The following is a 10,070-nucleotide window of genomic DNA, read 5'->3' as shown; positions in this document are numbered from 1 at the left end:
CCCCAGCAGCCAGCCTCCAGCGCCCACCACGAGGGGCGTCGCCGTTCGCTGCGTCAGCGCCTGCGGCCGCTGCGCCAGATGGAGAACAGGATCCACACCCCGCACAACCCGGCACCGATGAAACCACCAACGCCCAACACCAGCAGCCAGCGGCTGGAAAGCCCGCCCACGCTGTGCATCACGATCGATGAGCCGATGATCAGGGCGGCGGTCACGATGCCCACCACCAGCCGGTTGGCAGCCTGGTTCACCTGGTCGCCGAAGCCCTTCAGCGCATTGGTTTCCACCTTGATCTGCAGGCGCCCACGGCGCGCGGCCTGCACCAGGCGACGCAGGTCGCGCGGCAGTTCACCGGCCAGGTCGAGCATCCCCAGCAGGCTGCGCCGGCCACGCTTGAGCAGGGCGCGCGGAGCGTAGCGCTGCAGCACAACCTGTTCGAGGAACGGGCGTGCCGCACTGGCCATGTCGAACTCAGGATCGAGCTGGCGGCCCATGCCTTCCAGCGTCAGGAAGGCCTTGATCATCAACGCCAGGTCGGCCGGCAGCATCAGGTTGTAGCTGCGCAGCAACAGGGTGATGTCAGTCAGCATCAGGCCGATGCGCAGGTCCTTCAGTGGCACGCCGCGATACCGGTCGACGAACTGGCTGATGTCCTGCTGAAGGCGTCCCTCATCCACCGCCACGCCGCCGGCCCAGTCCAGCAGGATGTCGGCAACCTGTTCCGGCTCCTGCTCGACCAGTCCGTGCAACAGCTGGGCCACCTGGAAGCGGCGCGACTCGGACAGCGTGCCGATCATGCCGAAATCGATGACCCCGATCCGGCCATCGCGCAGGTAGATGATGTTGCCCGGATGCGGATCGGCGTGGAAACAGCCGTCCTGCAGCACCATCTTCAACACGATGTCGGCGCCGCGCTGGGCCAGCTGGCGTCGATCCAGCCCGGCCGCATCCACCGCAGCCAGGTCCCGCCCGGCGATGCCGTCGACAAAATCCTGCACGTTCAGGCTTTCGCAGGTCCATTGCCAGTGCACCGACGGAATCAGGATGTCGGTGCGGCCGCTGAAATCACGGGCGATGCGCTCGGCGTTACGGCACTCGGCGGCGAAATCCAGTTCGCGCCGCAACGAGGTGGTGAACTGCTGCACCACGTCGGCCGGCCGATAACGACGCAGGTCGGGCAGCCGCGCCTCGATGATTTCCGCCAGCCGTGCCAGCAGCCGCAGGTCGGCTTCCACCACGTCGCGGATACCGGGGCGGCGCACTTTCAGCACGACCTCGCGGCCATCGTGCAGGCGCGCGCGATGCGCTTGGGCCAGTGATGCGGCCGCCATCGGCACCTCGTCCAGCCAGGCGAAGACCTGCGCTGGATCGCCGCCGACGTCGCGCTCCAGCTGCTCGCGGATCTGCGCGTAGGGCAGCGCCGGCACCGCGTTCTGCAGCTCGGAGAACTCGGCGATCCATTCCGCCGGGAACAGGTCCACGCGGGTGGCCAGCACCTGGCCGAGCTTGACGAAGGTGGGGCCCAGTTCTTCCATCGCCCGGCGCACGCGCATCGGGGCGGTCAGCGGCGTGCGCTGGGTGTCATCACCCCAGTGCAGCAGCCGCCCTGCCCGCTCCAGCACGTCGGCCAGGCCGATCCGACGCACCAGGTCGCCGAAGCCGTTGCGGATCAGGACCGAGGCGATTTCCTGCAGGCGGCCGAGGTCACGGACGGTGCCGAGGGTTTCCCACATCGGTGCATGCTCCAGGCGGGGGGAGCGCGCAGCATCTCACAGCTGCGCGAGCAGTCCGTTCAACGCGGCCGAAACCGTCTGGCGGCGGATCGCGTCGCGGTCGCCGTGGAAGTGGAACAGCTGTGCGTGCGCATACCCACCGCGGCGCTTCCAGCCGATCCATACACTGCCCACCGGCTTGTCGTCGCTGCCGCCACCGGGGCCGGCGATGCCGGTCACCGCCACGGCGATGCCCGCACCGGAGTTGACCAGTGCGCCGGAGACCATCTCCAGCACCGTCTCGCGGCTGACCGCGCCGAATGCCTCCAGTGTCTGCGCGCGCACGCCGAGCAACCGCTGCTTTGCTTCGTAGCTGTACACCACCATGCCGCAGTCGAAGAACGCCGACGAGCCGGCGATGTCGGTCATCACCTTGGCGATCCAGCCGCCACTGCAGCTTTCAGCGGTGACCAGCTGCAGGCTCGATGCCTGCAGCGTGCGGCCCAGTTCGCTGGCCAGGCCGGCCAGCAGGTCGTCAGTGGGAAGGGTCATGGGGCGTTCCTGCGGTTGGGGAGCCAGCACCTTCCTGCCGTGCAGCAGGGCCGGCCCCGAGGGATTACCACTCCGGCAGCTTTTCCGGCAGCAGCGCCTGGATGGGGCCACCGTCGTCGCCGGCGGCCAGCTTCTCCGCTTCGGCGATCGGGATTTCCACCTGCAGCAGCCAGCCGTCTTCGTCCGCGGTTTCCGCGCGGACCACTTCCAGCTGGTGCAGACGTGCACGCAGGCGGCCCTGCGACGGCGGCAGGCGCAGTTCGCCGGTCACGTGCTGCAGGCCCAGGCGCTTGCCCAGCGCCGCCTCGAGCACGTCCAGCCCGCGCCCGTCGCGCGCGGAAATCCAGACCCGCTCGCGACGCGATGCATCGGGCACGCCATCGTGGCCGTCGTGGCGCACCTCGGCCCCTTCGATGCGGTCGATCTTGTTGAACACCAGCAGCTGCGGCAGGTCGCCGGCGCCGATGGCGGTCAGTACTTCGTCGACCTGGGCGATGCGTTCTTCGCGGTGCGGATCGGCGGCATCAACGATGTGCAGCAGGAAATCCGCTTCGCGTGCTTCAGACAGCGTGGAGCGGAATGCAGCCACCAGGTCATGCGGCAGGTCGCGCACGAAGCCCACCGTGTCGGCCAGCACGACGTTGCCGCCAGGCAGCGCGATGCGGCGCACGGTCGGGTCCAGCGTGGCGAACAGCTGGTCGGCGGCGTACGCCTCCGCACCGGTCAGCGAATTGAACAGCGTGGACTTGCCGGCATTGGTGTAGCCCACCAGGGCCACGCGCGGCAGCTCGCTGCGCAGGCGCGCGCGGCGCATCTGGGTACGCTGCACTTCGACTTTTTCCAGCCGCTTCTGCAGCTGCTCAACGCGCTTCTGCAGCAGCCGGCGATCGGTTTCCAGCTGGGTTTCACCCGGTCCGCGCAGGCCGATGGAACCACCGCGCTGGCGCTCCAGGTGGGTCCAGCCACGGATCAGCCGGGTCGACATGTGGCGCAGCTGCGCCAGCTCGACCTGCAGCTTGCCGTCGTGGCTGTGCGCACGCTGGGCGAAGATGTCCAGGATCAGCCCGGTACGGTCGATCACCCGCCGTTCCAGGATTTTTTCCAGGTTGCGCTCCTGGCCCGGCGACAAGGCATGGTTGACCAGGATCAGGTCGGCGCCGGTTGCATCGGCAGCGGCCTTGACCTCTTCCAGCTTGCCACTGCCGATCAGCGTGGAGGGGTTGGGGCGGTCGATGCGCGCGGTGATGGTAGCGGCGATGCTGGCACCGGCCGAGCGTGCCAGGTCGCCGAACTCTTCGAGCACGTCCTCTTCCAGCTTGCCGAAATGGGGCTGGATCAACAGGGCGTTTTCACCCTTTTTCGAGCGATCAAACACGTACCACTCCAGGATTATTCAATGGATTCATCACCCGCCGGTTGGCCATCTTCATTGGCCTGCACGAAACCACCGCCCGGACCGAGCTTGACGTTGCGCGCCGGCACCACGGTGGAGATGGCGTGCTTGTAGACCATCTGGCTGACGGTATTGCGCAGCAGCACCACGAACTGGTCGAACGACTCGATCGTGCCCTGCAGCTTGATGCCGTTGACCAGATACACCGAAACCGGCACGCGCTCGCGCCGAAGTGCATTCAGAAACGGATCCTGCAGCGATTGCCCCTTGGACATTGCTAACTCCTGATTATTGTTTTTATGGGTGTCGGCAGATGCCACGGCCCCCCAGCCGCCCACCGACAGGTCGATGGTACACGGCAGGCGCCCGGCACGCTTTCAGGACGGGACGAAGGCGGACACCGCCGCCATCAACCGCTGCCCCTCTACATGGGGGTCGAACCAGCGCGCATCAAGTTCGCCGCGCAGCCAGGTGAGTTGCCGCTTGGCCAGCTGGCGGGTGGCGAAGATCGCCTTGTCACGGAACGCGGCGGCATCGTGGTGGCCGTCCAGGTACTCCCAGGCCTGCCGGTAGCCCACCGCACGCACCGCCGGCAGGTCCAGTGGCGACGCCACCGCGGCCATCGCGGGCAGCGCCCGCAGCGCCCGCACTTCCTCCAGGAAGCCATGTTCCAGCATTGCGTCGAAGCGCTGTTCGATGCGCTGGTGCAGCACGCTGCGGTCGCGCGGTGCGAGCACCAGCTTCAGGGCGCGTACCGGCAGTCGACCCTCGCCTGGCAGCCGTTGCCAGGCGCTGATCGGCCGGCCGGTCAGCCGGTACACCTCCAGCGCCCGCTGTATGCGCTGTGGATCGGTGGCATGGATGCGCTCGCCCGCCTCCGGATCCACCGCAGACAGTTCGGCGTGCAGCGCCGGCCAGCCGCGCTCGGCGGCCTCGGCCGACAGCTGCAGGCGGGTGGATTCGTCGGCCGGTGGCATCGGCGACAGCCCTTCCAGCAGGGCGCGGAAATACAGGCCGGTTCCCCCCGCCAGGATCGGCCGCTTGCCGCGGGCGATGATGTCATCCACGGCAGCGCGTGCGGCACGCGCGAACTCGGCAGCGGAAAACGACTGCCATGGATCGCACAGGTCCAGCAGATGGTGCGGCGCCTGCGCGCGTTCGGCGGCATCCGGCTTGGCCGATCCAATGTCCAGATGGCGATACACCAGCGCCGAATCGACGCTGACGATCTCCCCGTCCAGCCGCCGGGCCAGGTCGATCGCCAGCGCGGTCTTGCCGCTGGCGGTCGGTCCCATGACCGCGATCGCCAGTGGCCGACGGTCCTCTGCCATCAGCCTTCGTCCGGCCAGCGGATCGCAGGCGCGGCGTCTTTGCGCGGCGCCGGCACGGCATCCACGGCGGCCCACACCTTCAAGGCATCCACGGTGGCGGCCACGTCGTGCACGCGCACGATCCGCGCGCCGCGCTGCACGGCCACCAGGTGCGCGGCGACCGACGCAGCCACGCGTTCGGCAGGCAGCTGGCGGCCGGTCAACTCACCCAGCGTGCGCTTGCGCGACAGCCCGGCGAGCATCGGCACGCCCAGTTCGAGGAAGCGTTCCGAACGCGCCAGCAGGGTCATGTTGTGCTCCACGCTCTTTCCGAAACCGAAGCCCAGGTCAACCACCAGGTTCTTCTTCGCGATGCCGGCCATTTCAGCGGCGAACAGACGCTGGACCAGGAAACGATGTACCTCGGCCACCACGTCGTCGTACTGCGGATCGGCCTGCATGCTGCCGGGCTCGCCCTGCATGTGCATCAGCACCACCGGCACGCCGGTGTCCGCAGCGGCCTCCAGTGCGCCGGGCTGCCGCAGCGCGTGGATGTCATTGATCATCCCGGCGCCGGCCGCCACCGCCGCACGCATCACTTCCGGCTTGAAGGTATCGATGCTGATCGGAACCGTGGTGCGGGCGGCGAGCTGCTCGATGACCGGCAGGACGCGGCGCAGCTCTTCGTCCAGCGGCACCGGCTCGCTGCCGGGGCGGGTGGATTCGCCGCCGATGTCCAGCAGGTCGGCGCCCTCCTCCACCAGCTTCAGGCCGTGGGCGACGGCGGCCTCGGCCGTGTCGTGCTGGCCGCCATCGGAAAACGAATCCGGGGTGACGTTGACGATGCCCATCACCCGCGCACGATCAAGGCGCAGCATTCGGCCGGCACAATCGAGCTGCGGAGAAATGTCGAACATGGCGGTCCCTCGAAGGTAGTGACGGCCGCTGGCCGTCAACCGGAAATGCAACGGGTCCGCCGGGCATGCCGCGGCGCGACCCGCCGTGATGGTCAGCGCCTGCGGCGCTTGCGATCCAGATACAGCGTCTTGCCGATGCTGAGCACGATGCCCAGCGCGATACCCACCACGCATCCGAGCAGCAGGTTGTCCAGGCCCAGCCCGACGGCCACGCCGACCACCGTGGCAATGACCATTTCGGCGGTATGGGAAATCGGCTCGGGCGGGGGCGTCGACATGCAGCATCCGGTCAGTAGGTAATGTGGCCCCCATTGTCCCGCAGCTGCCTCCTGCGTGCACGGCCGGGCTGAACGGGAAAGGCCGGGTTTCCCCGGCCTTTTCCTTCTACACCCAGCAGTCGGTGGTCAGATCTGCTCGGCCGGGCCGCTGATCGGCGGCACCGGACGGGCGTCGCCGCCCTTGTCGTTGCCACCGCCGTTCTTGCCATCGTTGTTGTTCGACTTGCCCCAGCCCATCGGCGGCGGCGGATCACGGCCTTCCATGATCGCGTCGATCTGCGGCGCATCGATGGTCTCGTACTGCAGCAGCAGCTGGGTCATCGCGTGCAGCTTGTCGACGTTGGCGGTCAGCAGCTCGGTGGTACGGGCATAGGCCTTGTCCAGGATGCTGCGGACTTCCTCGTCGATGCGGCGCGCGGTGTCGTTGGACACGCTCTTGTGCTGGGTCACCGAACGGCCGAGGAACACCTCATCGTCCTCTTCGCCATAGGCGATCGGGCCGAGCGTTTCGGACAGGCCCCACTTGGTGACCATGTTGCGCGCCATCTTCGTCGCACGCTCGATGTCGTTGGAGGCGCCGGTGGTGACCTTGTCGGCACCGAAGATCAGCTCTTCGGCGACGCGGCCACCGTACAGCGAGCACAGCTGCGAATTGATCGCCACGCGGTTGATCGAGTACTTGTCGCCTTCCGGCAGGTACATGGTCACACCCAGCGCACGGCCGCGCGGGATGATGGTGACCTTGTAGACCGGGTCATGCTCGGGCACCAGGCGGCCGACGATGGCATGGCCGGCTTCGTGGTACGCGGTGAGGGTCTTCTCTTCTTCGCTCATGGCCATCGAGCGGCGCTCGGCACCCATCAGGATCTTGTCGCGCGCCCGGTCGAAGTGGTCCATGCGGACTTCCTTCTCGTTGCTGCGCGCGGCGAACAGCGCCGCCTCGTTGCACAGGTTGGCCAGGTCGGCACCGGAGAAGCCCGGGGTACCGCGCGCGATCACCATCGGCTCGACATCGTCGGCCAGCGGCAGCTTGCGCATATGCACCTTCAGGATGTGCTCGCGGCCCTTCACGTCCGGCAGGCCGACCACCACCTGGCGGTCGAAACGACCCGGGCGCAGCAGCGCCGGATCCAGCACGTCCGGACGGTTGGTCGCGGCGATGACAATCACGCCTTCGCCGCCTTCGAAACCGTCCATCTCCACCAGCAGCTGGTTGAGGGTCTGCTCGCGTTCGTCATGACCGCCGCCCAGGCCAGCACCACGGTGGCGGCCGACGGCGTCGATTTCGTCGATGAAGATGATGCACGGCGCGTGCTTCTTGGCCTGTTCGAACATGTCGCGCACGCGGCTGGCGCCGACGCCGACGAACATTTCCACGAAGTCCGAACCGGAGATCGAGAAGAACGGCACCTTGGCCTCGCCAGCGATGGCCTTGGCCAGCAGGGTCTTGCCGGTACCCGGCGGACCCACCATCAGCACGCCGCGCGGGATCTTGCCGCCGAGCTTGGTGAACTTGGACGGGTCGCGCAGGAAATCGACCAGTTCGCCGACCTCTTCCTTGGCCTCGTCACAGCCGGCCACGTCGGCGAAAGTCACCTTGACCTGGTCTTCGCCCTGCAGCTTGGCCCGCGACTTGCCGAAGGACATCGCGCCCTTGGCCCCGCCGCCGCCGCCCTGCATCTGGCGCATGATGAACAGCCAGAAGCCGATGATCAGGATGACCGGCAGGAAGTTCATCAGGATAGCGCCCAGCGAGATGCCGCTGGACGGCTCCTGCTGGACGATTTCCACGTTCTTGGTGCGCAGCACGTTGATCAGGTCGCGATCAAACGGTGCGGTGATGGTGGAGGTCTGGCCGCCACGGGTGGTGTAGGTGATTTCGTTGGTGCCGCCGCGCATGTCGCCGGCGAACGTCACCTTCTGCACCGCGCCGCTGTCCACCTGGTCCAGGAACTGCGAATAGGTCGCGCCTGGCGCACCGGCGCCGCTCGTTTTTGGCGAGAAGCTCTGGAATACCACCATCAGCACGACGGCGACGACCACCCATAGCAGGAGGTTCTTGGTCAAGTCGTTCATCCTCATTGGCTCCGGTATTCCTCTTGTGCTGGCTGGTGCATGGGTCGGGCTTGCTTGACGAGCTTACTTCATCACGGCGCGCTTGCCCTGTCCGAGGGCATAGACCTCGGGGGAGCGCTTGCGCGAGGCGTCCGGCTTGCGGATGGAGACCTTGTCGTACCGCCTGCGCATTTCACGCACGTAGTCGTCAAAACCCACACCTTGGAACAGCTTGATCAGGAATGCCCCACCGGTCTTGAGGTGGTTGTCGGCGAAATCCATGGCCAGCTCTGCCAGGTGCATCATCCGCGGCTGGTCCACCGCGTCCATTCCACTCTTATTGGGGGCCATATCGGACAGTACAAGGTCTACCGGCTGGTCCCCGACCATGGCCTCGAACTGTGATAGGACGGCTTCTTCCCTGAAGTCTCCGTGAAGGAAGTCCACACCCGCCAGTGCCGGCATCTCCAGGATGTCCAATGCGAACACCCGGCCGGTGTCGCCCATCTGCCGTCGGACCTGCTGTGACCAGCCCCCGGGGGCGGCACCGAGGTCGACCACCAGCATGTGCGGCTTCAGCAGCCGGTCACGTTCGAGCAGCTCTTCCAGCTTGTAGGCCGCGCGCGAGCGCATGCCTTCAGCCTGCGCCTTCTTCACGTAGGGGTCGGAAAAGTGTTCTTTCAGCCAGCGCTGGCTGCTCTTGCTGCGGGAAACCATGGTAAATACAGCCGGATGGGGTGGCCATGATACCCTGAACCCCCCAAGTCACAGCGCTTTCCTGCATGTCCACTGCCCTGACCGCATCCCAGACCCGTTTTCTTCGCGGCCAAGCCCACGACCTCAAAGCCCTGCTCCAGATTGGCGGCAAGGGCGTGACCCCGGCCTTCCTGGCCGAGCTGGAAGAGGTGCTGGAGCGCCATGAACTGATCAAGGTGAAGGTGGCGGCAGAGGATCGCGAAGCCCGCGACGCCATGGTCTCCGAACTGGTCACCACCACCGGCGCCGCGCTGGTCCAGCGCATCGGCCACGTTGCCGTGCTGTACCGGCCGAGCAAGGAAAACCGCCAGATCGTGCTTCCGCGCGGCTGATCACCCGGTCCTGCCATGCAATTGAGCCACGAAGCCCCTGATTACGCCTACACCCTGCGCGGTGCGGATGGTCGTTCGGCGCGGATCAACGACCGCGAACTGGCGGCCAGCTTCATCGTCACCCCGCAGGTGCTGGTGGAAGACTGGCCTGTCGCGTCGGTGGCCGATCTGCAGCCGGCCCATCTGGAGGCGATCCTGGCGCTGGAACCGGTGCTGATCATCCTCGGCACCGGCGCCACGCAGGTATTCCCGTCGCAGCAGCTGATGGCGGCGTGCCTGTCACGCGGCATCGGGCTGGAAGTGATGAACAACCCGGCAGCGGCACGCACCTTCAACATCCTGGCCGGCGAAGGCCGCAAGGTCGCCGCGGCGTTCATTCTCGAACGTTGAGGGTTGGCCGCTTGGAGCGGCTTTCGGCCACGGGTTCTGTGTGCTGGGGCGGGATAGGGGGCATTGGCAGGACACGCCGTGAACCCATCCTTGGGGGCTCGCTTTTCGCATCCATGCGAAAAGACGGTCCTGCACAGCCACCCCGCCCCACCTTCGACAGGTCCATGGTGGCCCTGGAACCTTCGGTAGCGCCGACCCATGGTCGGCGGATGGTTGGGGGATGGGGGGCTGATGGATCCCGACGACCATGGGTCGGCGCTAACGCTTTTTATGGTCTTTTTTGCGCGGGTGGCGGCCCCCGGAACCTGTCGGAGGGTCGGGCGTGGGGGCGGGCGGGGCGCGTAGAAGTCCCGGGTGGGGGCAAGAGTAGGCACG

At 67.0% G+C, this 10,070-nt stretch carries 11 protein-coding genes; 2 read left to right on the top strand and 9 right to left on the bottom strand.

Annotation, left to right across the window (positions count from 1 at the left end):
* Positions 1–53 precede the first annotated feature (53 nt).
* The 9 genes from ubiB to rlmE all read right to left on the bottom strand — a co-directional run bounded on the left by ubiB (position 54) and on the right by rlmE (position 8,934).
* Positions 54–1,733: a 2-polyprenylphenol 6-hydroxylase gene (gene ubiB / locus ABB28_RS17265; protein ID WP_057687591.1), complete on the bottom strand. Its 1,680-nt coding sequence runs from the start codon at positions 1,731–1,733 to the stop codon at positions 54–56.
* Positions 1,734–1,769: 36 nt separating this feature from the next.
* Positions 1,770–2,264: a CinA family protein gene (locus tag ABB28_RS17260; protein WP_057687590.1), complete on the bottom strand. Its 495-nt coding sequence runs from the start codon at positions 2,262–2,264 to the stop codon at positions 1,770–1,772.
* A gap of 64 nt (positions 2,265–2,328) precedes the next feature.
* Positions 2,329–3,639, bottom strand: coding sequence for a ribosome rescue GTPase HflX (gene hflX / locus ABB28_RS17255; protein ID WP_057687589.1), 1,311 nt, complete (start codon positions 3,637–3,639; stop codon positions 2,329–2,331).
* Positions 3,640–3,653: 14 nt separating this feature from the next.
* A complete protein-coding gene (hfq, locus tag ABB28_RS17250) occupies positions 3,654–3,932 on the bottom strand; it encodes an RNA chaperone Hfq (RefSeq protein ID WP_042614905.1) in 279 nt (92 codons plus the stop codon).
* 102 nt (positions 3,933–4,034) lie between these two features.
* The gene (gene miaA / locus ABB28_RS17245; RefSeq protein WP_057687588.1) at positions 4,035–4,988 is read right to left on the bottom strand and encodes a tRNA (adenosine(37)-N6)-dimethylallyltransferase MiaA; all 954 of its coding nucleotides are present in this window, start codon (positions 4,986–4,988) and stop codon (positions 4,035–4,037) included.
* A complete protein-coding gene (gene folP / locus ABB28_RS17240; RefSeq protein WP_057687587.1) occupies positions 4,988–5,884 on the bottom strand; it encodes a dihydropteroate synthase in 897 nt (298 codons plus the stop codon). Before folP ends, miaA begins: the two co-directional genes overlap by 1 nt.
* 92 nt (positions 5,885–5,976) lie before the next feature.
* On the bottom strand, positions 5,977–6,162 hold the full coding sequence (locus ABB28_RS17235; RefSeq protein ID WP_057687586.1) for a hypothetical protein: 186 nt from the start codon (positions 6,160–6,162) through the stop codon (positions 5,977–5,979).
* 126 nt (positions 6,163–6,288) lie between these two features.
* Positions 6,289–8,238, bottom strand: a complete 1,950-nt coding sequence (gene ftsH, locus ABB28_RS17230; protein WP_057687585.1) for an ATP-dependent zinc metalloprotease FtsH — start codon at positions 8,236–8,238, stop codon at positions 6,289–6,291.
* Between the two features lie 63 nt (positions 8,239–8,301).
* Entirely contained in the window at positions 8,302–8,934 is a 633-nt protein-coding gene (gene rlmE, locus ABB28_RS17225) for a 23S rRNA (uridine(2552)-2'-O)-methyltransferase RlmE (RefSeq protein WP_042614910.1), read from the bottom strand.
* A 65-nt stretch (positions 8,935–8,999) separates the two neighbouring features.
* On the opposite strand from rlmE, the gene yhbY reads away from it, so the two are divergent.
* Complete coding sequence (gene yhbY, locus ABB28_RS17220) at positions 9,000–9,305, top strand: ribosome assembly RNA-binding protein YhbY (RefSeq protein WP_057687584.1); 306 nt, start codon at positions 9,000–9,002, stop codon at positions 9,303–9,305.
* A gap of 15 nt (positions 9,306–9,320) precedes the next feature.
* Positions 9,321–9,695 carry an Mth938-like domain-containing protein gene (locus ABB28_RS17215; protein WP_057687583.1) on the top strand — a complete coding sequence of 125 codons (375 nt, stop codon included), beginning with the start codon at positions 9,321–9,323 and terminating at the stop codon, positions 9,693–9,695.
* Positions 9,696–10,070 lie beyond the last annotated feature (375 nt).

It is taken from the genome of Stenotrophomonas chelatiphaga, assembly GCF_001431535.1.
Classification (GTDB): domain Bacteria; phylum Pseudomonadota; class Gammaproteobacteria; order Xanthomonadales; family Xanthomonadaceae; genus Stenotrophomonas; species Stenotrophomonas chelatiphaga.
Note: the sequence above shows the minus strand (reverse complement) of the source record. Positions and strands in the feature narration are given on the sequence as shown.

Bases quoted from the DNA above. Each gene is read 5' to 3' on its own strand.
- ubiB (WP_057687591.1), bottom strand. From the start codon at position 1,733: ATGTGGGAAACCCTCGGCACCGTCCGTGACCTCGGCCGCCTGCAGGAA.
- ABB28_RS17260 (WP_057687590.1), bottom strand. From the start codon at position 2,264: ATGACCCTTCCCACTGACGACCTGCTGGCCGGCCTGGCCAGCGAACTG.
- hfq (WP_042614905.1), bottom strand. From the start codon at position 3,932: ATGTCCAAGGGGCAATCGCTGCAGGATCCGTTTCTGAATGCACTTCGG.
- miaA (WP_057687588.1), bottom strand. From the start codon at position 4,988: ATGGCAGAGGACCGTCGGCCACTGGCGATCGCGGTCATGGGACCGACC.
- folP (WP_057687587.1), bottom strand. From the start codon at position 5,884: ATGTTCGACATTTCTCCGCAGCTCGATTGTGCCGGCCGAATGCTGCGC.
- ABB28_RS17235 (WP_057687586.1), bottom strand. From the start codon at position 6,162: ATGTCGACGCCCCCGCCCGAGCCGATTTCCCATACCGCCGAAATGGTC.
- ftsH (WP_057687585.1), bottom strand. From the start codon at position 8,238: ATGAACGACTTGACCAAGAACCTCCTGCTATGGGTGGTCGTCGCCGTC.
- rlmE (WP_042614910.1), bottom strand. From the start codon at position 8,934: ATGGTTTCCCGCAGCAAGAGCAGCCAGCGCTGGCTGAAAGAACACTTT.
- yhbY (WP_057687584.1), top strand. From the start codon at position 9,000: ATGTCCACTGCCCTGACCGCATCCCAGACCCGTTTTCTTCGCGGCCAA.
- ABB28_RS17215 (WP_057687583.1), top strand. From the start codon at position 9,321: ATGCAATTGAGCCACGAAGCCCCTGATTACGCCTACACCCTGCGCGGT.